Source organism: Caballeronia sp. GAWG1-5s-s (genome assembly GCF_023631445.1).
Taxonomy (GTDB): Bacteria; Pseudomonadota; Gammaproteobacteria; order Burkholderiales; family Burkholderiaceae; genus Caballeronia.
Genome location: NZ_JALQDC010000022.1, coordinates 12,901 through 35,012 on the forward strand (window position 1 = coordinate 12,901; position 22,112 = coordinate 35,012).

Below are 22,112 nucleotides of genomic sequence, written 5' to 3' on the forward strand. Positions count from 1 at the left end.
AGAATTCCCATGTCCCGTATCAAGAACACTTTCGCGACGCTTGCCGCGCAAGGCCGCAAAGGGCTGATTCCGTTCATCACGGCGGGCGATCCGAACCCCGAGCAAACCGTCGAATTCATGCACGCGCTCGCCCGGGGCGGCGCGGACGTCATCGAACTGGGCGTGCCGTTTTCCGATCCGATGGCCGATGGCCCCGTCATCCAGCGTTCGTCGGAGCGCGCGCTGGCGCGCGGCGTCACACTCAAGCGCGTGCTCGCCGATGTGGCGCGCTTTCGCGAGACCGACGCCGACACGCCCGTCGTGCTGATGGGCTATGCGAACCCGATCGAACGCATGGGCGCGGACGCGTTCGCGCAAGCCGCGAAGCAGGCGGGGGTGGACGGCGTGCTCGTCGTCGACTATCCGCCCGAGGAAGCCAGCGATTTCGGCGCGACGATGCGCGCGGCCGGCATCGATCCGATCTTTCTGCTCGCGCCGACATCGACCGATGAACGCGTGGCGGCGGTCGGCAAGATCGCGAGCGGCTACGTGTATTACGTGTCGCTCAAGGGCGTGACCGGCGCGGCAAATCTGGACGTTTCCAGCATCGCGAGTAAAATCCCGGCCATCAAGTCGCAGGTGCCGCTGCCGGTCGGCGTCGGTTTCGGCATTCGCGACGCAGAGACGGCCCGCGCCGTCGCGGAGGTCGCGGACGCGGTCGTCATCGGAAGCCGGCTCGTGCAGTTGCTCGAAGAGGCGCCGCCGGACACGGCCGCCGCGTCGCTCACGAGCTTCATTGCGGAAATTCGCGCGGCGCTCGATTCCGCCAAATAACATTTAGCCGCCGCGGCCGTCCTCGACGGTGCGCGGCGCTGCCCCGATCAGTCAAGGAACAACGATGAGCTGGCTCGACAAACTGCTGCCGCCCAAGATCAAGCAAACCGATCCCAAGAACCGCAAGGGCATCCCGGAAGGGCTGTGGGTGAAGTGTCCGTCGTGCGAGGCGGTGCTGTACCGCAACGACGTCGAGGCGAATCTGCATGTTTGCCCGAAGTGCAGCCACCACATGCGCATCGGCGCGCGCGAGCGGCTCGACCGCTTGCTGGACCCGGAAGGCCGCTATGAGATCGGCCAGGAAATCGTGCCGGTCGACGCGCTCAAGTTCAAGGACAGCCGCAAGTATCCGGACCGCCTGAAAGAGGCGATGGAAGACACCGACGAAACCGACGCGATGGTCGTCATGGGCGGCGCAATCCATACGCTGCCGTGCGTGGTCGCGTGTTTCGAGTTCGCGTTCATGGGCGGCTCGATGGGCTCGGTGGTCGGCGAACGCTTCGCTCGCGGCGCGCGCAACGCGCTGGAGCAGAACGTGCCGTTCGTCTGCTTCACGGCGTCGGGCGGCGCGCGCATGCAGGAAAGCCTGCTCTCGCTGATGCAGATGGCGAAGACCACAGCCATGCTGACCAAGCTTGCCGACGCGAAACTGCCCTTCATTTCCGTTCTCACCGACCCGACGATGGGCGGCGTGTCCGCGAGCTTCGCATTCCTGGGCGACGTCGTGATCGCGGAGCCGAAGGCGCTGATCGGCTTTGCCGGCCCGCGCGTGATCGAGCAGACGGTGCGCGAGAAGCTGCCCGAAGGCTTCCAGCGCGCGGAATTCCTGTTGCAGAAGGGCGCGATCGACATGATCGTGGATCGCCGCAAGATGCGCGAAGAAATCGCTCAATTGATGGCGCTGATGACGCGACAGCCGGCCGATTCGGTGGCTTGACGCCGTAATGTGCCCGCGCCGCGCCGCGCGTGAACCGCGAGGTTCCGCGCGGCGTTTTTGCTTTTCCGACTACCGAACATGACCACATTTCCCACTCTCGACGCGTGGCTCGCCCATCTGGAAGCGGCGCATCCGGTCGGCATCGACATGGGCCTCGCGCGCATCGGGCGCGTCAAGGAGGCGCTCGGCCTGCGCTTCGACTGCCCGGTGATCACCGTCGGCGGCACGAACGGTAAGGGCTCGACGTGCGCGATCCTTGAAAGCATTCTGCTGCGCGCGGGCTATCGCGTGGGCTGCCATACGTCGCCGCACCTGCTGTCGTTCAATGAGCGCGCGCGCATCGACGGCGTTGAAGCCACCGACGCTGACTTGCTGGAACACTTCGAAGCCGTCGAGAAGGCGCGAGTCAGCTTACCCGATCCGGTTTCGCTGACGTATTTCGAATTCACGACGCTCGCCATCCTGCATCTGTTCGCGTCGCGCGGGCTGGATGTCGTGATCCTCGAAGTGGGGCTCGGCGGGCGGCTGGACGCGGTGAATATCGTCGATACGGACTGCGCCGTGGTGACGAGCATCGACATCGATCATGCGGACTATCTCGGCGACACGCGCGAGAAGATCGGCTTCGAGAAGGCGGGCATCTTCCGTCCGGGCAAGCCTGCCGTGTGCGGCGATCCTTCGCCGCCGCAGACGCTGATCGACCATGCCGCCGCCGTGGGCGCGGATCTGTGGCTCGTCGGCCGCGATTTTCGCTACGAAGCCCAGCCGGGCAACGAACGCCAGCAGTGGAGCTACATCGGCCGCACGCAGCGGCGCGCGGCGCTCGCTTACCCGGCGCTGCGCGGGGCAAATCAACTCATCAATACGTCGGCGGCGCTCGCCGCGCTGGAGGCGTTGCGCGACCGGCTGCCGGTGTCCGCGCAGGACATTCGTCTGGGGCTCGCGAACGTGGAATTGCCGGGGCGCTTTCAGGTGCTGCCGGGCAAGCCGCAGATCATTCTCGACGTGGCGCACAATCCGCACGCCGCCGCCGTGCTCGCGCAAAACCTCGGCAACATGGGCTATTTCCCGTACACCTACGCGGTTTTCGGCGCGATGGGCGACAAGGACATAGAAGGCATCGTGAAGCAGCTCGCGGGCGAGATCGACCACTGGAACGTGACCGCGCTGCCGACGCCGCGTGCGGCCACCGCCGACCGTCTGGAAGCCGTCCTGCGCGATGCCGGTGTCAACGACGGCCCCGACAGCAGCGTTGCACGATTCGAGACCCCGGCCGATGCATTTCGAGACGCGTTAAGCCGCGCGTCCGAAAATGATAGAATCGTGGTTTTCGGCAGTTTCTATACGGTGGCTGGCGTCATGGCCTACCGCAAATCGCAGCATCACTGAGACGGCAGGCCGTCTGAAGCTTCTCGCACCAAGCCATACATGGGACTTTTCTCGTTCGGCAAGAAAGACGACGCCCGCGCCGCGAGCGACGCATACTCCGATTCCCCGCGCGGCTCGCGTCATACCGCGCGCACGGAGCGCCGCACGCGCCGCACGGACCGTCCCGATGCCGACGCCATGATGCTCGACCCCACGCTTCCCGAGAAGCAGCGCGCGCGGCGCAGGCTCGTCGGGGCCATCGCGCTGGTGCTGGCGGCGGTCATCGTCCTGCCGATGGTGCTGGATTCGCGCCCCAAACCCGTCGCCGACGACATTTCCATCGATATTCCCAACCGCGCCGCGCCCGCCGCGAAGCAGTCCCGCGAGGCGAACGACGCGGACACGCAGGCAGGCGTCGCGCATGAGTCGCCCGCTGCGGCAACCGATACGGCGAACGTGGCCGCAGGCGTGACGCAGCCGCAACCGTCGGCTTCGGCGCCCGCTGCCACTGCGCAGGCGAAGCCGGAAGCGAAGGCTGAAAGCAAGCCGGCACCCGTTGTCAAGGAAGCCGCGAAGCCGCAGGCTCAAGCGGCCGCGGAAAAGGACACCACCGCGAGTCCGGCATCGAGCGCGGCGAATACGCCGTCGTCGCCGGCCGGCAGCCGCTTCGTGCTTCAGATCGGCACGTTCGACGACGACACGGCAGCGCAAAACTGGGTCAACAAGTTGAAAGCCGCGGGCGTGCCCGCATATCTCGAACATCGTCAGCAGTCGGATGGCTCGTCCCGCGCGTTGTTGCGCGCAGGACCGTTCCCGGATCGCGCGTCGGCGTCCGCCGCGCTCGTCAAGGTGCGGCAGGCGGGTCTGGCCGGCGGCAAGCGGTCGGCGTCGAACTAAGCGTCGATGTCGATGTTCACGAGCTTCGACTACGCCGTGATGGCCGTGATCGGCCTGTCCGCCTTGCGCGGCATGTGGCGCGGGTTGCTCGCCGAAGCCTTCGGGCTGATCGGCTGGGTCGCTGCGATTTTGATCGCGGGCCGGTTCGTGAGCGTGGTGGTGCCGTACATCCCGGCATACTGGCCGGGCGGCGCGCTGACTCAGTGGCTCGTCGCGTTTTTGCTGGTGGTCGGCGCGGTGCTGCTGCTGTCGAGCGTGTTGTCGGCGCTGCTCACGCGCATCACGGAAGTGACGGGCCTGCGCGGCGTGGATCGTTCGCTCGGGCTGCTGTTTGGCCTCGTCCGAGGCGCTATATTGGTGGTGATTCTGGTCGCGCTCGCAGGTCTGACCGAATTGCCGCAGAAGGATTTTTGGCGTCACGCGCTGCTGCGGCCCATGGCCGAGCAAGGCGTGCGCGAATTGAGACCGCTTCTCCCCGATACGCTCGCCGCGTATGTGCACGTCGCGCCGCAATCAGGCGACACGGCGCCAAGCGCCGCACAATAGACGAACGGCAGGCTACACGAGGAACGCGCGACGGCCACTTGCGCCGCCGAACGCGCCCGCTGGCGGGGCTCGTTCGACCTGGCGCGACGCCGGCACGCCTCTCTACCGTTTCGACTCTTTGAAGGACCATGCCATGTGCGGCATCGTAGGTGTAGTTTCCCAAAGCCCCGTCAATCAGCTCATCTATGACAGCCTGCTGCTCTTGCAGCATCGCGGGCAGGATGCGGCGGGAATCGCCACGGCGAACGGCAACAACTTCCACATGCACAAAGCCAACGGCATGGTGCGCGACGTGTTCCGCACGCGCAACATGCGCAGCCTGCCGGGCAACGTCGGCATCGGGCAAGTGCGCTATCCGACGGCCGGTTCGGCGTCGAACGAGGAAGAAGCGCAGCCGTTCTACGTCAACGCGCCGTTCGGCATCATCCTCGCGCACAACGGCAATCTGACGAACTGGATGCAGCTGAAGGACGAGATGTTCCGGATCGACCGCAGGCACATCAACACCGCGTCCGACACCGAAGTGCTGCTGAACGTCTTCGCGCACGAACTGCAACTGGCGAGCTCCGGCCTCGAACTCGACGAAGCCGCGCTGTGGAAGGCGGTCGCGGGCGTGCATCGGCGGGTGAAGGGGTCCTACGCGATCGTCTCGCTGATCGCGGGCTACGGTCTCGTGGCGTTTCGCGATCCGTTCGGCATTCGCCCGCTCGTGCTCGGCAAGCTGGAAACGTCGACGGGCGTCGAGTGGATGGTGGCGTCGGAATCGGTGGCGATCGAAGGCATCGGCTTCGAATTCGTGCGCGACATCGAGCCGGGCGAAGCGATCTTCATCGACGCAGACGGCAATCTGCACAGTCACCAGTGCGCCGAAAAGCCGGTGCTGAACCCCTGCATCTTCGAACTCGTGTATCTGGCGCGTCCGGATTCGTGCCTCGACGGCGTGCCGGTCTACAACGCGCGTCTGCGCATGGGCGACTATCTCGCCGAGAAGATCAAGCGCGTGCTGCCGGACGTGCCGATCGACGTCGTGATGCCGATTCCCGATTCGTCGCGCCCCGCCGCGATGCAGGTGGCCGCGAAGCTCGGCGTCGAATATCGCGAAGGCTTCTTCAAGAACCGCTACGTGGGCCGCACGTTCATCATGCCGGGCCAGGCTGTGCGCAAGAAGTCGGTGCGCCAGAAGCTGAACGCGATGGGCATCGAGTTCAAGGGCAAGAACGTGCTGATCGTCGACGATTCGATCGTGCGCGGCACGACATCGCATGAAATCGTGCAGATGGCCCGCGATGCAGGCGCGAACAAGGTGATCTTCGCGTCTGCCGCGCCGCCGGTGAAGTTCCCGAACGTGTACGGCATCGATATGCCGACGCGTGGCGAACTCGTCGCGCATGGCCGCAGCGACGAAGAAGTGGCGCGCATGATCGGCGCGGACTATCTGGTGTATCAGGATGTCGAGGACCTGAAGAACGCGGTGCGCGACATCAATCCGGCGCTGAAGGATTTCGAGGCGTCGTGCTTCGACGGTCACTACATTACCGGCGACGTCACGACCGACTATCTCGATCGCATCGAAACCGCGCGTCTCGCGCCGCAAGAGCAAACGGACCGCGATATCGCGGGCGAGGCGCTCGAAGGCGGTCCCGCGCGTTCGCAACTGCATCTGCAACTGTCGGTGGAATAAGCCTTCGTATTGGTTTCGAGAAGCCCGCTCGGTCGATCAGACGAGCGGGCTTTTTTGCGTCTGTGGCTCGCGCTGTGTCATTAACGCGCCGCTGCGCCACTGCCCCGGCGCGATGCCGAAGCGCTTGGAGAACGCATGCGTGAACGCGCTTTGATCCGCGAAGCCGACTTCAAGCGCGACGTGCGTGAGCGAGGCGCGCGGATCGGCGAGCAGGGTCAGCGCCGTGTCCAGACGCAGGCGATGCAGATAGCGATGCGGCGTTTCGCCGAACGCCTCGCTGAATAACTGGTGAAAGCGCCGCATGCCGAAGCCGCAATGCGCGGCGAGATCCGCGATGCGCAGCGGCTCGCAAAGATGCGCGCGCAGCCACCGGTCGATGCGCGCGAAGTCGAGGCCGCGCAACTCGGCATCGAGCGATGCGCCCGCGCCGGCCATCAAGGCGCCGCACAGATGCGTGGCTGCTTGCCAACCCAGACGCGCGGGCAGGGCGGCGTCGTCGGTAGGAAGGCGCTTGGCGACGTTCGCGACGAGCTGCGTGACCGATGAATCGAGATCGACGGTACGCGCGCGCTCGAAAAAACGCGCGGGCACCGCGACCGATGAAGCGGGAAGATCGAGCACGAGCTGGCGATTGACGCCTTCGGCCCAGTACTCGTGACGCGCGCCGGCCGGGATGATCCACGCGCGATGACGGTCGATGAGCGATTCGCCGCCATCCACCGCCATGCCCATTGCGCCATCGAAACCGAGCACGATCTGATGGAAGTCGTGCTCGTCCGACGCCTGCACCGCTTCATAGCGGCGCAGCGAAACGGTAGGGCGGGGGACCGGCGCGTTCATGCCGTCATGCTCAGACGTCGAGCAGTTCCACTTCGAAGACGAGCGTGGCGTTCGGCGGAATCACGCCGCCCGCGCCGCGCGCGCCGTAGCCGAGTTGCGGCGGAATGGTGAGACGGCGCACGCCGCCGACCTTCATGCCCTGCACGCCTTCGTCCCAGCCCCTGATGACCATGCCGCCGCCGAGCACGAAGGCGAAAGGATCGTTGCGGTCCTTGCTGGAGTCGAACTTCTGGCCGTCGGTCAGCCAGCCGGTGTAGTGCACGCTGACGGTCTTGCCCGCGACGGCTTCGGCGCCTTCGCCGACGGTGACGTCTTCATACTTGAGACCGGAATCGGTCGTGACTGTCGACATTGTTTGCTCCTGGTTGCACGGCTCTACGCCGATGGTCGAAACCACCATTGTAGAGCGTAGCAACGAAGCGAGTCAGGGCGATCAGGAGTGACGGCCGCGCGGATTCATGCGGCTGCCGATGCGCGGGCGGTTCGCGTTCATCGGCGAGCCGACCCGGGCGCCGACGTTCGGACTCACGCTCACGCCGAATTCCGGGCTGATGTACGAAGGCTCCATCGCATGACCCGGCATGACGTCACGCGTGTTCTTCCGCGCGAGCTTCAGCGCCCGCACGCGCACGTACGCCATCGCGATGAACGTCCACGGCGCGAGGTAGGCGAACTCGGGCACCGAGACCATCATCATGGTCCACGTCGCCACACAGCACTGGCGCAGGGCCATGCCGCGCGCGTCCCAGTCGAGCTTGAACGCGGGGTAGAGCATCAGCGCGCTGATGCCGACGAGACCGATCACGCCCGTGTTGACGAGCAGGGTCGAGAACAGGTCGGTGGAGCGGATATAGCCGAAGCCGATGCCGAATAGCTGGTTCAGCGGCGAAGCATGCACCCACAGGCGCAACGACTCGAAAAAGAGCATGGCGCGGTCGGAGCCCGACTCGTTCTTTCCTTCCAGTTTGTCCATCACCATCTGCTGGAACAGGTCGGCGATATAGTCCTGCAACACGAACGCGACCACCGCGAGCAGGAAGACGCCGATGAGCGCCTTGATCGGATTGATGCCGAGCTTGCGCATGCGAATGAGCGCGAACACCGCATAGCCGATCAGCACCGTCGACGACGTGCTCATCACGAGCGACAGCCCGATGATCCACACCGGCCAGCGCAAGCGCGCCGTCGCGTTGAAGTAGATCCAGAAGGGGAAGATGGACATGGCGTACATCGACGGTTCGCCGGTCAGCGCCTTGAGACGCTGTATCGACATGCCGCCCGCGCTCACGACCTGGAACGAGCTGCCGTTCACCGTGCCGTCCGAGCGCACGATGCCGCGGCCGAACTGGTCGCCGAACGCGCGGTTCGAGATGAAGTCGCCGGGCGAGCCCGTCAGCACGTAGAACACCACTTCATAGATGCCGTAGAGGGCGAAGAGCGTCACCGCCGCGAAGATCCACTGGTCCCACGTCGGCCGGTAGTAGTAGTACACGTACGCCGCGTACAGCACGACCGCCGCCACGTAGATGGACTGCGTGAACATGCTCTTGCGGAGGATGAACGTGACCGGATCCTTGTCGTCGACGAGCGCTATCTTGCTGAAGTCCGGATCGAACGGCGCCATCACGTCCGCGAGTTGCGTCGTGCAGAGCATCAGGAGCCAGACGAGGATGGCCGCGCCCACGAAGTGCAAGTAGTTCTTGCGCGAACGGCCGCCGAACAAAAGCACGAGCGGCACGGAAAGGAAGCACATGAGATAGCCGATCGTCGTGCCCTGAATGGACGGGAACACGAGGAACGACGTGACCGGCATCGCGAAAGCCCAGATGCGGTAGTACTTGTCGATCAGCGTTGCTTTGTCTTTCATCGTAGAGAGTGTGGCTGCGTCTTTTGTTTTGCCTGCCGTTGCCCGAAGGCCGTGCCCTGAAACGCAACGCCGCGTGGCAGGCACGCGGCGTTTCGCTCAGGCAATCATGCTGTGCTTCGAGACGACCATCAGTTCGCCGACTTGAAGCTGCTCGTGTAGGCCGCCGCGTAACCATACGTGCGGCGGTTGCTGCGACGCTTCGGAATGGCGTTGAACACCGAGCCGACCAGACGTCCGCCTGCGCGCTGCACCTTCTTCACGGTCTCTTCGATCTCCTCTTCGCTCTGGATGCCCGAGCGCAGAACGAGAACCGTCGAACCTGCATCGCTTGCGACGATGGCCGCGTCCGTGACGGCGAGGAAGGGCGGGGTATCGATGAGCACGAGGTCGTACTGATCGCTCAGGCGCGCGAGCATGTCGCGGAAGCCCGGCATCATCAGCAGTTCCGACGGATTCTCCGGGTAGCTGCCGCACGACATGAACGAAAGCCCCGGCACGCCGACCTGACGAATGGCCTCGGCCGTGCCCACTTGCCCCTTCAGCACTTCCGACAGACCGCCCGGATTCGACTGCTTGAAGAACGACGCGATATGGCCGCGGCGCAAGTCGCCGTCGATCAGGAGCACGCGCAGGCCGATCTCCGCGAGCAGCACGGACAGGTTCGCTGCGACGAAGCTCTTGCCCGCCGACGGAATCGGACCGGTCAGCATCACGATGTTGTTCGGCGCGTTCACGAGGTCGCGATACAGCTCCGTGCGCACCGCGCGCAGGGCTTCGACGGCCGGATCGTGCGGATAGCGCGTGGCGAGCACGAAAGCGTCGCGGTCGTTATCGCCGAGATTCGGCATGGTGATGTCATCGTGCGCTTCGCGCTTGACGTGCGGCAACGCCTTCGGCGCGCTGCCTGTCTGCATGCCCGAAGACCCAAGCGCGTGACCCACAGGCGACACCGAGATCTCGTGATCGAGCAACTGCTGCTGACGGCTGAAGAGCACCTCGCCGAGCACCGGCACCGAGAGGCGACGTTCGACGAACATCGGATCGGTGACGCCGATCATCGCGTGACGACGCAGGAAGATGAAGAACGTGCCGACGAAGAAGCCGAGGGCCGTGCCCGCGACGATCACGAGCGGCTTGTTCGGCTTCACCGGACGATGCGGACGCAGTGCGTTATCGACGATATGCGCGCCGCCGCTCGTGCTGGCGCGACGAATCGACAGCTCTTCGGCCTTGTTCATCATGCCGAGATAGACGGTCTCCGCGACGCGCGCATCACGCGTGAGCTCGGCGCTTTGGCGTTCCGAAGCGGGCATGCTGTCGAAGCGCGACTGGATCTGCTTGTTGGTCTGCTCGTATTGCGCGATCTGCTGATCGAGATTACGAACCTGCGGGCTGTCCGGCGTGAAGCGCTGCAACGCTTGCGTGCGTTGCAGTTGCAGCATCGCCAGTTGCTGCATCGAGGTGATGCTACCTTGCAGATACGCCTGCGCTTCGTTGATCGGCTGCACCGACTGCGACTTCGCGCGGAATGCGCTCAGACGGCCTTCGGCGTCCTTCAGATCGCGCTCGAGGCGCGGCAGTTCCGAGCGGATGAATTCGAGCGTCTTCGTATCGTTGGCCTGACGGCTCGCGACGGCGGCGGCGAGATACGCCTGGCCCAGCGCGTTCGCCACATCGGCGGTTTGATCGGGATCGTCGCCGTTATACGAGATTTCGACGATGCCGGTGTCCTTCGTGGACTCGGCCACTTTGATCGACTTCAGCAGCAGATCGATGGCATCCAGCGTGTTGTAGCGCGTGACCGTGAAGTGCACGCCCCGATGACCGACCGCGCCTTCGACGAGCATCGACACGCCGTGCGCCGAAGCGGGGCGGCCGATGGTGCCGCGCAACAGCACGTTGCCGTCCGGGTCTTCGAGCTGGAACTGATTGTTGTCGAGCAGCGTGAAGTCGAGCTTCGCGTCTTCGAGCGACGGCGGAACGTCGAGACGCGCGATGCGCAGATCTTCGCCGCCCCACGCGTACGACTTCATGCCGAACCATGCGGGCGCGAGATGGCCGCGCTGGGCGAACATGCCTGCGATCCAGCCGAGCACCGGCATGGTATGCGGCTTGACCTTGATGTCGAAGTGGAACTGATTGACGACCGGCTCCAGCACCGAGCGGCTCTTCATTACCGAGATTTCAGCCGGCGCGAGCTGAGTGACCGGCGTTTGCTGCTGCTGCGCCTGCATCTGGTTTTGCGGCGCGATGCCGAGCGCGTTCGGATCCGGAGGATCGACACGCACGACGACGTCGGCCGAATAGATCGGTTCCGCGAGGAAAGCGTAAGCGGAGGCGAGCGCAGCGGCCGCGACGATGAACACCAGCAACATGCCGATGTGATCGCGCAGCAGCTTGATCATGTCGCCCGCAGTGAATTCATTGTCGTCCTTGCCAGGACGCGAAGATCCGGAGTTGACGTATAGCGTGTTCAAAGGCGGCATCCTCTGTTCGAATGTTGAGCGTAGTTTTCCGGGCCAGACAAAAACGCAAAGCCCGCGCGGTTGGCCGCGTTACGTCGTTCGTGTGTGTATCCGGCGTGGCCGGGAGAGTCAAAGGGCGTCAGGCGGTACGGCTCGTCGAGTTGCGCCCGAACGAGAAGAGCGCGAATCGGCAAGGCGCTCTATCGATCTGCAACGGCAGGGTGTTCGCCCCACGCCGTGTGTGCGAATCGACACCATACGCCCAAAATACGTAGCGTCAGACTAATCTTCCGGACTCGAACTGCTTCCGTCTGTTAAGTAGCGAACCAAATATGAGCGTAATGACGGTTAGCGCACTTGCATCCGCGGCGCAACAGGCCATACTTACTGGTTTGGCCCGCGCGACATTCGTCACACATTACGTTTTTTCCGTTATGGCATGGGGTTCGCTTTGATGAAGTCGCGCACGACATTGAAGCGCGGCTTGCGCGTCTGTCCGTCGTCGTGAATGACGCCGTAGTTTCCGTCGCCGCCGAAGCGCTGGTCGTCGTAAAGCTCGTAGAGCGTGACGTTCTGAATGTCGTAGGTCTTGGCCGCCTTCACGAAGCCCGCAAGCGCGTCCTTGCCGGTCAGGAAGCCGCCCGGGTCCGCATGGTTCGGGCGCACGCCGAATTCCGTGATCCAGATAGGCTTGCCGTAGCTATCGCGCAGACGTTCGAGCACATTGACCTTCTTCGGGCCGGCCGCCGTGATCGAACCCATGTTCGAATACCAGTGCCACGCGGTGATATCCCATTGAGGGATGGGATGCCCTTTGGTTCCGTCCGGCTGGGTGCCGGCAAAGAGCATGTCCGTGAAGCCGTAATGCAGCCATCCGAAGGACGTGAGCAGGATCTTCGCGTCCGGGTTCGCTTCGCGTATGCCTTTGATGAGGCCGAGTATCGAGCCACGCGCTTTCATGAACCGCGCGTTGTCGTAATCCGACGGATGCTCGCCGCTGCGATCCGAGCCCAGGATGGTCCAGTTGTCGTACTCGTTGCCGACCTGATAGTAGGTGACGAGGCCCTTCAACACGCGCCCCGCCGTCTTGCCGAGCGCATAGCCGCGCTCGAAGGTCTCCTGCTCGTTCGCGCGCTTTTGCGGCTCGAACGGCGTCACGAGCGCGAGCACGCCGATGCAGGATTTCGCGGCCTGACGCGCGAAATCCGCGACGAGATGCGCGCTGTCTTCGCTCGACACGTCCTGCGCGTACATCGTGACGCCCAGATCGCGCAGTTGCGAAATCTGCAGGTCGAAGTCGGTCGTGCGATAAACGCCGCGATGTTCCAGATGACCGACGACGCCGTAGAACACGCCGTTCGTGCGATCACCGCAGTTCATCTTCGGGGCATCGGACGGTGCGGACTGCACCGCGCCGGTTCGCGCCTGCACCACGGCAGAGCCGCACACGAGCGCGCCGACCAACGAGATGGCAACCCACAGCCTTTGCTTCAACATGCATCCCTCATGAGAAAACCAGATCAGCCCGGAACATCGGAGTGCTGAGGCGATGCCGGATCGAACGCGCCGCGGCACGGCATGGCGGGCAGCATCACGTTTTGCGCTTGGGCGTCGAACGCTTCGCGCGAGAAGCGGCGACGGAAGCTGTTGGCCAGCGCGGTTATCGGCACATCGCGCGCGGCGAAGATGCGCTCGACGAACGCCTCGTGATCGCCGGGACGGAAGAGTAGCGCATTCGGCAAGTACGAATCGAGTCCGGAGATACGCGACACGACGATGGGCCGCTCGGCCAGCACCGCTTCGATCATCACGAGCGGCACGCCTTCGAAGGCCGACGGCAACACGAGCGTATCGCTTGCGACGATGTACGGCAGCACGTCGTGCTTCGGCCCGACGATGCGCACGCATGCGGACAAGACCGGGCTTGCATCGACCATCTCGGCAAGCCGCGCGGCATCCGGTCCTTCGCCGACGATCAGCACGACCGTATGTTTGAACGCGTCCGCGTGCCGCTCGATGGCTTCCATCAGGAAGTCTTGACGCTTCTGCTTGAAGTTGATGCGGCCGATATGCGCGATGATCGTCGTGCCATCGTCCGGCAAGCCCAACGCGGCGCGCGCGGCGGGCTTCGTCAGCATGGAACGGCTGAAGCGATCGTCGACGTAGTTTTCGAGGATCATCGTGCGCGCCTGTGGCGCGAGCGCGCGCAACTGGCCGCGCAGATGTTCGTTGAGCGTGACGAACTCGTCCGGCATGCGGTACAGCACGCGTTTGACGAGCCACTTGATCTTGTCGGTGACGCCGGCGTGTTCGGGCGCTTCATCGACGAGCGGCAAATAGCTCAGCGTCGGCACGCGCGCATAACGCGCGCCCAGCAGCCCCGCGAGGCCCGATGCAATCGTGCCCTGTGCAATCAGCAGCTTCGAGAGATTGAGCGTGCGCAGCGTCGCTGCTGTGGAGCGAATCGCGCCCAAGAGCGCAAATAGGTCGCCGCGAATGGACTCCGCCGTATAAGCGAGCCCGACGGTGCGGACCTTCGGATGCTGGCGGCTCAGATCGCTGACATAGCGGTAGAGGGCTGCGTTACTCCGCGGCACGAGAATGTGGAGCGTGTCGACATTCCCGCTCGAGATGAGCGCGAGCATGAAACGCTTGAGCATCTCCTCGTGCCCACCGTTGATGCCCGAATCGCAATAGATTCCAACGTTCACTGTGGTTCCCCTGTCGCACGCGTTGGCGCGCTTTGACATCTGCTTTATCGTCTATTTATGAACTGCATCAGCATTCGCGCGCTCTCGGTCCAGCGATACCGCTCCGCATGCGCGAGCCCACGACGTCGGAGGTCTTCGCTCAGTTGCGGCGAGTCCAGCAATTCACGCAGCTTCGCGGCGATGTCTTCCACCGAGAAGGGATCGCAGTAGATGGACGCATCGCCGCACGTTTCGGGCAGCGCGGCTGCGCGGCCGACGAGCGTGGGGCACCCATTGCGCATTGCTTCCAGTGGCGGAATGCCGAAGCCTTCATAGATCGAAGGGTAAAGAAAGCAGGCTGCATGCTGGTACAGCGCCTTGAGCTTTTCATCGCTCACGTAGCCCGCTTGCTTGATGTTCGGCGCGCTCGAGAGATCCTGCGCCTTGCCGAAGATCGTCGCATTCTTCATGCCGACGATCACAAGGTCGATGGAAGGATCGTTCAGGCGCATGAACGCTTCGACGAGACGCTTGAAGTTCTTCGTCGGATTCATGCTGCTCACGGCCAGAACGTAGCGGTTCGGCGTGAGTTTGAGGTCTCCGATGACCGACGTATCCGGCACGATGTGATCCAGATGGTCCGCCGCGAGCGGCACGACGCCGATTCGCTTCGGGTCCACGCCGACGTGATGCGCGAGACGATCACGCGAGAACTCGGAGTTCGTCATCACGCAGCTCGAAGTACGCGCGAGAATCCAGAACATCACGCGGTACCACATGCGGAATTTCCACGAGAAATGCGCGGGCGTGTCGAACACCGCGGCATCGTGCATGTAGATGATCTGGTTCGGCCGGAAGATCGAGCCCGAGTTGCTGAGATTGACGATGCGCGAGCGCCCCGCAAACAGCGGCAGCACGATCTGCTCCCAGAACACGCCCTTGCCGAATCCGAGTTCGACGGTCGGCACGCCGTCCACCGGCACGAGGCCCGGCTGCGGCGGCACCGCCAGCGTCACATGCGAGCCCTCGGGCAGCTTCATCAAGGCGGCGACGAGTTCGCGCGCGACGCGCTGCACGCCGGTAGTCTTCTGGCTCGTGAAGCGGCCGTTGTAGACGAGCTTGTTTGGGGCGAAGGAGGTATTCATGTCTTACGCGTCAGAACTGTGAATCGGAGCTCGTCTCATACGATGCCACTTCATTCGCGCCGAGCGGTTCGCGCGAATGGCGGTCCGAGCCGAACTCATACATCGAGAGCCATTGGCGGAAGATCGCGTCCATCGAAAAGCGTTTGCAAGCCGACGCGCGCGCTTCGGCGCCCATGCGAGCGCGCAACGCGGAGTCGTCGCGCAGACGCGCGATATAGCCTTCCATCTCTTCCTCGCTCTTCGCGACGAAGCCCGTCACGCCGTGCTGAACCACGTCGCGGTTTCCCACCACATCGGTGACGACTGCCGGAATGCCCGCCACCTGCGCTTCGATCAGCGCGATAGGCATGCCTTCCCAGCGCGACGTCTGCACATAGATGTCCAGTTCCGATGTCAGTTCGAGCGCGCGCTCGCGCGTCACCCAGCCGCTGCATTCGACCGCGCTCTTCGACTGGCCCGGCAGTTCTTCGACATTGCCGCCGATCCACAGAAACTTGACCTTTGGCGCATGCAAGTCGGTCGCGAGCTTCACGAACGCCTCGTGATTCTTCTGGTACGAAGCGCGGCCACTCATGCCGATGACGAGCTCGCCGCTCGTCTTCTCGATGCGCGGCGGAATCTCGGCCACGTTCACGCCGTTCTCGATCATCCGCGCGTCGGGCGGCCGGACCTTCGTTTCGATCTCGCGCAGCTCGCTCGTCGAACAGGCGACGATGGTGCCGCCCATGCGCGCCGCGATGCGCTCGAACGTGAGATACGCGAACTGCTTGGTAGGCGATACATCGCGGCGCAGGAACGAGAGTCCATGCGGCGAATAGAAGACGCGTGCGCGCGGCGCGGCGATGCGAGCAGCGATGCGGCCCAGCACGCCGGCCTTCGAGGAATGCAGATGCACGACCGACGGATCGCATTCGCGCAGCGCGCGCGCCAGATCCCGAACGCCGGTAAAGTCGTTTTTCGGATGCACTTCGCGGCACATGTTGACGTGCTTGAGCCTGACCGCAGGGTGGAAGAGCTTCTCGAAGTTAGCTGGGGTTTCCTGCCGGATGGAATGAAGGATCGTTACGCCGACTCCTGCGGCCGCTGCGCGGTTGGAAAGCTGGGTCAGCATCGAGAGAACCCCGCCTCCGAACGCTTCTGTTATATGGACGATCTCTTTCATGTTTGACTCTTCGAATAGCGTATTACCTGCGCCCCGCGGCAATCGCAATGGAGAAGAACAGCGGTCTTGTCGTTATCAATGGTCGGTAACCCACATATCGCCATGTGCAGCATGCTCTGACGGCAAAGGCGCATCCACGTTCAAAGGAAAACACAAAAAACAGAACTAGGCGCGCGGCATTGCTTATCGAGTGTGGTTTCGACCACTCGGTCGGAATGCGTTGCTGCGCACGCCGCCAGCCACTAGAACGTATCGTCTGTCTTCTGCTGTTGCCGCGTCCTTCGTGAGATGCGCCATCCCGTCAGCACTCGCCGTTCGTCCGAGCAGGCGAGTCAGGTAATGCTCAATCGATCTTTCCGGACAGATAACGCAGGTCCGTTCGCGCGCACGAATCGCCGCGCAAGCGAGGTTATCGAGTCTGCTTTAAAAAATCCGTGCGGAAACGTAAAGTCCATTTGTCATGCAATCAGTCGAAACCGACCGGTTCGACGATAGCCTGTGCCGACAGGCCGGGCATGTTGCGCATTGCCGTGCCGGCCGACCCACGCGGACTTTACTGATGATGGTGAAGTCAGTTGACTTCGGGTTCTGTTTTGATGTCGGACATGGTCCGTTGTGCAAAGGCTATTTCGCATACGTCCAGCAGGATACGAAGATCCTTTACCGGCACCGCAGCGGATTGCATACGCAAGTTTTCAGCGCGCTCGACCAGCCTTTGCACGCGTTCGAACGATAGGTCGTCTGGTTTCATGCCACCGCTCACAATAAGGATTGATACCTAGTACCTTAAGCCCCGAATCATGATCCGTCCGTGCGCTCGCCCACATACACCGGTGCAACTTTCGGAGTAGCAGGCAAGCAAGATGCAAACACTTCACCGAGCGACGTGCAGCTTTGGCATGTCGCCTGTGAAAGTTCTATAGCAGGACAGTGCAGGCAGAGTCGGGGTGCGAAGGAAAATCGGGGCTGTCAGGCAAGACAGCCCACGTGAAGACGCAGGAAACGGGCCAGGTCTCAACCCGCTCCACCGGGCGTCATGGGACGCTTCAGCAAGGGCACGCCTTCGAGATGCAGCGTGAAGGCCATGGCTGCCGCAATGGCCGTCTCCACGATGAGGACGGTTGCCGCCGCGCCCTGTTCGCCGAAGAGCATGGCCAGCACGGCGAGCAGGCTGAAGTTCAGAATCGCGGAGCCGATCAGCACCCGGCTGAAGTGCGACTTCATGCCGAGCGGAAGCATGGTCTGAACGCCGAAGAGATCGGTGAGGCCCGACATCAGCGGCACGAAGGCCATCCAGCGCAGCACATCGACGGTCGGTGCGAACTGCGGACCGTACAGCAGCTTCACGGCAAGCGGCGCGCCGAAGAAAATGCCCACGGAAATGAGCGAAACGATCGTGCCTTGCACGACGAACATCTTGCGCAGGAACGCGAACGCATCTTCGCGCGCGTGATGCATGAGGAAGCTCACGCGCGGATAAGCCGCCGTCTTGAGCGGTCTCAGCATGTTCAGCGCGGCGCGAATCAGCTTGTCCGCCGCGGCGAAGTAACCGCCCGCGACGTTGCCGGAGATGAACGTCAACAGCACGATGTTGCTCGACGCATAGATGTCGACGAGCGATGTCGCCATGAAGACGCTCCATCCGTCTTTCAGACGATCGATGACGGTCTTGAGCGAGACGTGAACGAAGTCGATATCGCGCCGGAAGTACAAGTAGATGCAGATCGCGATGCCCGAGCCGAGCGGCACGAGCGTGTTGACGAGCATGGCGTTGTTCACGTCGTCGTGATGACGCACGAAGAGATACATCGCGGGGATACTGAGCGCGCGGCCCACGAACACGAGCGCGCTGATCACGCCGAGGTCTTCCACGCCCTGGAAGTACCACGTGGGAATGAGCATCGAGCCGATGGCCATGCCGAAACCGACGAGCAGCAACTGGCGATTCTCCGCGAGCGTCGGAACGACGAACGTCAGCACGAGCAGCACGAGAAAGCCGGCTACCGAGAGCGCGATCTGCGCATACATGGTCTCCCAGAAGATCTGGGAACGCACCGCGCGGTTATCGCGATTGATGGATATCTTGGGTGTGGCGGTCAGTGAGAAACTGAAATTCGTGAGGGTGATGAAATAGGCCGTGAAGGCCATTGCGAACGAAAGCCGGCCATACTCGCTCGGGCCCAGAACGCGTGCGAGCCACGGCAGCGTCAGGAGCGGTGCGAGGTACGTCGATACCTGCAACGTCATCAGAATCGTGAAGTTCTTTCGAAAAGATGCCATTGAGCGATTTTTCCCGGCTTGAGTGCTGCGCTTGATTTCGATGACGCAAAAAATGCTGACTCATACGTGACCCATGCATGTTCGCCCTTTCGGCGAGCCATTGCCTGACAACGCATCGGACGAATAGTTTCGTCGGACGCGCGCGTTGCAGCGGCAGGACGTAGGCCGAAGAAGGTGAAGCACCCGCGTCGTGGCCTGACGGCGAGTGAGCGAAGGAACATGCGAGGTAACGATGCAACGACATGACCGAGTCGCGTCAGTATCGCACCACGGGGCACGAGTATGACGCGGACACAAGTAACGCGTATTTAACAGGAAAAAAAAGAATTGTTCAGTGGGTTGCCACACGCACGAACCGGCGCGCGTGTGCATCCGCGACGCAAAGAGAGCGAAGCGCTGGGATGGAAGCCTCGGCGAGGATGTCGACTGAGCAGCGTCCCGTGCGGCGATACATGGATTCGCGCTTGCGCCCGATGAGCGAGCGCGCGTCGAGGACATAAAGTCATTGCGCTATCGAGAACCGCAGCATAGACCTTTCTCTGAAGCCGCGACGTTCGACGACGCACGCTCGCCGCACGGACGTGCATAAAACGCAAGGCGAAAGCCGTGTCACGCACGCCGCTTGCTCATCGGGCAGGGGATTGCCGCGAGCCGGGATGGACGCAAGTGGCGCTGTTTCTCGCCGCATGCGCGTTCGGCGCTCACATATAATGGGCTGACGATAGGGCTACACAGATTGGCCACACGGCTTGCATCGCTCAGGGCGCTCATCGGCGACCGGAACGCATCGGCTTCAGCGTCATCAACTGCAACATCGATACATGCAAGGACTAACAACCGTGACCACGTCTTTCTCAAGTACGGTCGAACGCACAGGCGCGCAGTCCGGCGATCCGGTCGTCGCAGGTAACGACGGCGTGCTGGTGCTGGACGCGGCGCTGCGCTGCGTCTCGGCCGATGCCACCTTCGCCCATCTCTTCGAACTGGACGCCGCGGGCCTCGCCAATCGCGCGCTCGCCGACACGCCGCTGCCCAAGCCGCTCGCGGCCGCGCTCGGCGAAGCCGCGGACGCCGCGCTCGCCGGCAACGGCATCAGCCGCGCGCGGGTGACGTTCGATGACGATGCCGCCTCGCGCAGCTTCACCATTCTCGCGTTGCCATCGGCAGGGGCGGTGACGGTCGTGGTCTCGCCATCGGCCGATGCGTCGCAGGACGTGGCGCCCGGACGCATCGCGCATCTTCGGGCGGAGGCCGCGCTCTTCATGCGCGATCACGTGCTGTCCATCGTCTCGCATGACCTGCGCGGGCCGCTCAATGCCATTCACAGCTGGGGCTACGTGCTCGAACGCAAGGTCGACGCCAAAGATCCCGCCGCGCAACGCGCGCTGACGGGCATTCGCTCCGGCGTCGAGCAGCAGGTCAAGCTGATCGAGCAATCCGTCGATACCACGCGCGCCGAAACGCGTGCCGTCGCGCTCTCGCTGGCGCCGGTGGCCGTGCGACCGCTGCTCGACAAGAGCGTGACGCTCGCGCGTGCAAGCATTGCGCGCTCGCGTGGCATCGGCTTCGCGGTGGAATCGTCGTTGGCCGAAGAGCAGGTCGAAGGCGATGCCGAGCGTCTCACTCAAATGCTGTGGCTCATGCTCACGTTCGCCGCGGAAGCGAGCGCGCGCGACGCGAGCGTGCAAGTGTCGAGCGTCATGGAAGGCGGCATGTGGCGCACGGACGTGCGCTTCACGACATCGGCGCAGGCGCTGACCGATGCGTCCTCCCCGCACGCGCTCGAAGCGTTCGCGCGCAGGCAGGCGCTCGAGCCGCGCGAGGCCGGTCGCATCGCGTGGGGGCTCGCGCTCTGCAAACGCGTTGCCGAGGCGCACGGCGGCGGCTTCGAGCACGCGAATATCGTCGACGGCCAGGAGGCCGTGCTGTCGGTGCGTATCGCGGTCGCAGGAATGTAAGTTGACTTTCGATTACCTGTCGCCCATATACTGACACTTTCCATTTTCGAAGAGAGTTGCTTTGGCTCAGGTTGTCGCGCTGATCGGCGCATTGTTGTTGGTCGCTCTCAACGGCTTCTTCGTTGCGGCGGAATTCGGCCTCGTCAAACTGAGGGCGACGCGCGTCAAGGCCATCGCGCGGACCAACGGCTTGCCCGGCCGCTTGCTCGCCAAAGTGCACGGGCAGCTCGACGCCTATCTCTCCGCATGCCAGCTCGGCATCACGCTGGCATCGCTCGGGCTCGGCTGGATCGGCGAACCAGCATTCGCCGCGTTGCTGCATCCACTCTTCGCGCTCGTCGGCGTGCATTCGGAGCAGGTGATCGAGTCCGTCTCGCTGTTCTTCGCGTTCTCCGTCATTTCGTTTCTGCATATCGTCGTCGGCGAGCTCGCGCCCAAGTCGTGGGCCATTCGCCGCGCCGAACAGGTGGGCTTGTGGCTCGCCACGCCGCTCTACGGTTTCTACTGGCTCATGTACCCGTTCATCTGGGTGCTGAACACGAGCGCGAATCTCGTGCTGCGGCTTTTCGGCATGTCGGCTGAGCACGGCCACGACGCCCAATATTCGACCGACGAACTCAAGCTGATCCTGCGCGGCCGGCGTCATGGCGGCGCGTCGTCGTATAACGCCGACGAGTGGAACACCATCGCGCATTCGCTCGATTTCAGCCGCATGACGGTCTCCGATCTGATGCGGCCCGCGCACGAACTCGTCGGCCTGCGCAACGACTTGCCCGCCCGCGAGAATCTCGCGATCATTTCGCGGCATCGCTTCAGCCGCTATCCGCTGTATGCGGACGCTTCCGGCGAGCGCGTGATCGGCATGGTTCATCTGAAGGACTTGCTGTTGGATCGCGGGCTAGCGAGCCGCACGTTCAGCTTCAGCATCACGAAGGACGCGAGCAAGCTGGAGAAGCTCTCGCGCTATGCGCGGCCGGTGCAGTACGTCGCGCCGAATCTGTCCGCGCTCGAACTCTTCCGGCGCTTTCGCAAGGGCGCGCCGCATCTCGCCATTGTCGGCAGGAAGGGCGCGAAGCCGATCGGCTTCATCACGCTCGATAACCTGCTCGGCGCGCTCGTCGGCCAGATTCACGATGAATTCCGCCAGGGCGACGCGGACTGGTCGCGCATGGACGACGGCACGCTGATGGGCAAGGGCTCATTGCCGGTGGTGTCGCTGGAGCGCGCGCTCGGTATCGATATCGACGAAGGCCGAGCGGAGTCGGTCGGCGGGCTCGTCATCAACGCGCTGGGCGATCTGCCGTCGGAAGGGCAGCGCGTGGGCTTCGATCGCTTCGATATCGTCGTCAAGAAGATGAACGGGCCGAGAATCGTGCTCGTTCGCGTGTATCCCCGCGAAGAGGCGCTCGAAGGGGCCGAATAACGCGTGGCCGCGAGCGGGCGCTCGCGGCCATCGCAACATC

General features: G+C 63.4%; 18 protein-coding genes. 8 read left to right on the forward strand and 10 right to left on the reverse strand.

The window, feature by feature from the left end:
- Positions 1-9: 9 nt before the first annotated feature.
- From trpA to purF, 6 genes are all read left to right on the forward strand, one after another.
- Positions 10-813, forward strand: a complete 804-nt coding sequence (gene trpA / locus NCR34_RS14430) for a tryptophan synthase subunit alpha (RefSeq protein ID WP_250500207.1) — start codon at positions 10-12, stop codon at positions 811-813.
- Between the two features lie 64 nt (positions 814-877).
- Entirely contained in the window at positions 878-1,750 is an 873-nt protein-coding gene (gene accD / locus NCR34_RS14435) for an acetyl-CoA carboxylase, carboxyltransferase subunit beta (protein WP_250500208.1), read from the forward strand.
- Positions 1,751-1,828: 78 nt separating this feature from the next.
- Positions 1,829-3,139 (forward strand): bifunctional tetrahydrofolate synthase/dihydrofolate synthase, encoded by a 1,311-nt coding sequence (gene folC, locus NCR34_RS14440; protein WP_250500209.1) that lies wholly within the window; start codon positions 1,829-1,831, stop codon positions 3,137-3,139.
- Between the two features lie 39 nt (positions 3,140-3,178).
- A complete protein-coding gene (locus tag NCR34_RS14445; RefSeq protein ID WP_250500210.1) occupies positions 3,179-4,015 on the forward strand; it encodes an SPOR domain-containing protein in 837 nt (278 codons plus the stop codon).
- Positions 4,016-4,027: 12 nt separating this feature from the next.
- Positions 4,028-4,561: a CvpA family protein gene (locus NCR34_RS14450; RefSeq protein WP_206469556.1), complete on the forward strand. Its 534-nt coding sequence runs from the start codon at positions 4,028-4,030 to the stop codon at positions 4,559-4,561.
- A 133-nt stretch (positions 4,562-4,694) separates the two neighbouring features.
- Positions 4,695-6,242 carry an amidophosphoribosyltransferase gene (gene purF, locus NCR34_RS14455; protein ID WP_244849796.1) on the forward strand — a complete coding sequence of 516 codons (1,548 nt, stop codon included), beginning with the start codon at positions 4,695-4,697 and terminating at the stop codon, positions 6,240-6,242.
- 36 nt (positions 6,243-6,278) lie between these two features.
- Here purF and NCR34_RS14460 read toward each other — a convergent pair whose 3' ends face one another.
- From NCR34_RS14460 to NCR34_RS14505, 10 genes are all read right to left on the reverse strand, one after another.
- Positions 6,279-7,082, reverse strand: a complete 804-nt coding sequence (locus NCR34_RS14460; protein WP_250500211.1) for an AraC family transcriptional regulator — start codon at positions 7,080-7,082, stop codon at positions 6,279-6,281.
- 10 nt (positions 7,083-7,092) lie between these two features.
- Positions 7,093-7,434, reverse strand: coding sequence for an FKBP-type peptidyl-prolyl cis-trans isomerase (locus NCR34_RS14465; protein ID WP_248322958.1), 342 nt, complete (start codon positions 7,432-7,434; stop codon positions 7,093-7,095).
- Positions 7,435-7,515: 81 nt separating this feature from the next.
- A complete protein-coding gene (locus tag NCR34_RS14470; RefSeq protein ID WP_250500212.1) occupies positions 7,516-8,949 on the reverse strand; it encodes an O-antigen ligase family protein in 1,434 nt (477 codons plus the stop codon).
- 128 nt (positions 8,950-9,077) lie between these two features.
- Positions 9,078-11,435, reverse strand: a complete 2,358-nt coding sequence (locus tag NCR34_RS14475; RefSeq protein ID WP_502800078.1) for a polysaccharide biosynthesis tyrosine autokinase — start codon at positions 11,433-11,435, stop codon at positions 9,078-9,080.
- Positions 11,436-11,846: 411 nt separating this feature from the next.
- Complete coding sequence (locus NCR34_RS14480) at positions 11,847-12,911, reverse strand: glycosyl hydrolase (RefSeq protein ID WP_250500214.1); 1,065 nt, start codon at positions 12,909-12,911, stop codon at positions 11,847-11,849.
- 23 nt (positions 12,912-12,934) lie between these two features.
- Entirely contained in the window at positions 12,935-14,125 is a 1,191-nt protein-coding gene (locus NCR34_RS14485) for a glycosyltransferase (RefSeq protein ID WP_250500215.1), read from the reverse strand.
- 44 nt (positions 14,126-14,169) lie between these two features.
- Entirely contained in the window at positions 14,170-15,249 is a 1,080-nt protein-coding gene (locus NCR34_RS14490; protein ID WP_250500216.1) for a glycosyltransferase family 4 protein, read from the reverse strand.
- Between the two features lie 10 nt (positions 15,250-15,259).
- A complete protein-coding gene (locus NCR34_RS14495; protein ID WP_250500217.1) occupies positions 15,260-16,411 on the reverse strand; it encodes a glycosyltransferase in 1,152 nt (383 codons plus the stop codon).
- A gap of 571 nt (positions 16,412-16,982) precedes the next feature.
- Entirely contained in the window at positions 16,983-17,162 is a 180-nt protein-coding gene (locus tag NCR34_RS14500; RefSeq protein WP_250500218.1) for a hypothetical protein, read from the reverse strand.
- Positions 17,163-17,425: 263 nt separating this feature from the next.
- Positions 17,426-18,691, reverse strand: coding sequence for a flippase (locus NCR34_RS14505; RefSeq protein WP_250500219.1), 1,266 nt, complete (start codon positions 18,689-18,691; stop codon positions 17,426-17,428).
- Positions 18,692-19,530: 839 nt separating this feature from the next.
- On the opposite strand from NCR34_RS14505, the gene NCR34_RS14510 reads away from it, so the two are divergent.
- Together NCR34_RS14510 and NCR34_RS14515 are read left to right on the forward strand one after the other, a co-directional pair.
- The gene (locus NCR34_RS14510; RefSeq protein WP_250500220.1) at positions 19,531-20,649 is read left to right on the forward strand and encodes a sensor histidine kinase; all 1,119 of its coding nucleotides are present in this window, start codon (positions 19,531-19,533) and stop codon (positions 20,647-20,649) included.
- 61 nt (positions 20,650-20,710) lie between these two features.
- Positions 20,711-22,072 (forward strand): hemolysin family protein, encoded by a 1,362-nt coding sequence (locus tag NCR34_RS14515; protein ID WP_250500221.1) that lies wholly within the window; start codon positions 20,711-20,713, stop codon positions 22,070-22,072.
- The last annotated feature ends 40 nt before the right edge of the window (positions 22,073-22,112 follow it).

Excerpts from the sequence above, each read along its gene's own strand:
- trpA (WP_250500207.1), top strand. The coding sequence starts at position 10 with ATGTCCCGTATCAAGAACACTTTCGCGACGCTTGCCGCGCAAGGCCGC.
- accD (WP_250500208.1), top strand. The coding sequence starts at position 878 with ATGAGCTGGCTCGACAAACTGCTGCCGCCCAAGATCAAGCAAACCGAT.
- folC (WP_250500209.1), top strand. The coding sequence starts at position 1,829 with ATGACCACATTTCCCACTCTCGACGCGTGGCTCGCCCATCTGGAAGCG.
- NCR34_RS14445 (WP_250500210.1), top strand. The coding sequence starts at position 3,179 with ATGGGACTTTTCTCGTTCGGCAAGAAAGACGACGCCCGCGCCGCGAGC.
- NCR34_RS14450 (WP_206469556.1), top strand. The coding sequence starts at position 4,028 with ATGTTCACGAGCTTCGACTACGCCGTGATGGCCGTGATCGGCCTGTCC.
- purF (WP_244849796.1), top strand. The coding sequence starts at position 4,695 with ATGTGCGGCATCGTAGGTGTAGTTTCCCAAAGCCCCGTCAATCAGCTC.
- NCR34_RS14460 (WP_250500211.1), bottom strand. The coding sequence starts at position 7,082 with ATGAACGCGCCGGTCCCCCGCCCTACCGTTTCGCTGCGCCGCTATGAA.
- NCR34_RS14465 (WP_248322958.1), bottom strand. The coding sequence starts at position 7,434 with ATGTCGACAGTCACGACCGATTCCGGTCTCAAGTATGAAGACGTCACC.
- NCR34_RS14470 (WP_250500212.1), bottom strand. The coding sequence starts at position 8,949 with ATGAAAGACAAAGCAACGCTGATCGACAAGTACTACCGCATCTGGGCT.
- NCR34_RS14475 (WP_502800078.1), bottom strand. The coding sequence starts at position 11,435 with ATGCCGCCTTTGAACACGCTATACGTCAACTCCGGATCTTCGCGTCCT.
- NCR34_RS14480 (WP_250500214.1), bottom strand. The coding sequence starts at position 12,911 with ATGTTGAAGCAAAGGCTGTGGGTTGCCATCTCGTTGGTCGGCGCGCTC.
- NCR34_RS14490 (WP_250500216.1), bottom strand. The coding sequence starts at position 15,249 with ATGAATACCTCCTTCGCCCCAAACAAGCTCGTCTACAACGGCCGCTTC.
- NCR34_RS14495 (WP_250500217.1), bottom strand. The coding sequence starts at position 16,411 with ATGAAAGAGATCGTCCATATAACAGAAGCGTTCGGAGGCGGGGTTCTC.
- NCR34_RS14500 (WP_250500218.1), bottom strand. The coding sequence starts at position 17,162 with ATGAAACCAGACGACCTATCGTTCGAACGCGTGCAAAGGCTGGTCGAG.
- NCR34_RS14505 (WP_250500219.1), bottom strand. The coding sequence starts at position 18,691 with ATGGCATCTTTTCGAAAGAACTTCACGATTCTGATGACGTTGCAGGTA.